The sequence below is a fragment of the Caproicibacter fermentans genome (assembly GCF_009746625.1).
Lineage (GTDB): Bacteria > Bacillota > Clostridia > Oscillospirales > Acutalibacteraceae > Caproicibacter > Caproicibacter fermentans.
Genome location: NZ_VWXL01000017.1, coordinates 1 through 833, shown reverse-complemented (window position 1 = coordinate 833; position 833 = coordinate 1). Strand labels below are relative to the sequence as shown.

At 53.9% G+C, this 833-nt stretch carries 1 rRNA gene; it reads left to right on the top strand.

Features of this window, described 5'->3' with window-relative positions:
• Nucleotides 1-833 (top strand): 16S ribosomal RNA (locus CAFE_RS03670); the annotation flags it as partial.

The following is an 833-nucleotide window of genomic DNA, read 5'->3' as shown; positions in this document are numbered from 1 at the left end:
ACGATCGGTAGCCGGGCTGAGAGGCTGAACGGCCACATTGGGACTGAGACACGGCCCAGACTCCTACGGGAGGCAGCAGTGGGGGATATTGCACAATGGAGGAAACTCTGATGCAGCAACGCCGCGTGAGGGAAGAAGGTTTTCGGATTGTAAACCTCTGTCCTCAGGGACGATAATGACGGTACCTGAGGAGGAAGCTCCGGCTAACTACGTGCCAGCAGCCGCGGTAATACGTAGGGAGCAAGCGTTGTCCGGATTTACTGGGTGTAAAGGGTGCGTAGGCGGCACTGCAAGTCAGGTGTGAAAACCATGGGCTTAACTTATGGATTGCACTTGAAACTGTGGTGCTTGAGTGAAGTAGAGGCAGGCGGAATTCCCGGTGTAGCGGTGAAATGCGTAGAGATCGGGAGGAACACCAGTGGCGAAGGCGGCCTGCTGGGCTTTAACTGACGCTGAGGCACGAAAGCATGGGTAGCAAACAGGATTAGATACCCTGGTAGTCCATGCCGTAAACGATGATTACTAGGTGTGGGGGGTCTGACCCCTTCCGTGCCGGAGTTAACACAATAAGTAATCCACCTGGGAAGTACGACCGCAAGGTTGAAACTCAAAGGAATTGACGGGGGCCCGCACAAGCAGTGGAGTATGTGGTTTAATTCGAAGCAACGCGAAGAACCTTACCAGGTCTTGACATCCAACTAACGAAGCAGAGATGCATTAGGTGCCCTTCGGGGAAAGTTGAGACAGGTGGTGCATGGTTGTCGTCAGCTCGTGTCGTGAGATGTTGGGTTAAGTCCCGCAACGAGCGCAACCCTTGTGATTAGTTGCTACGC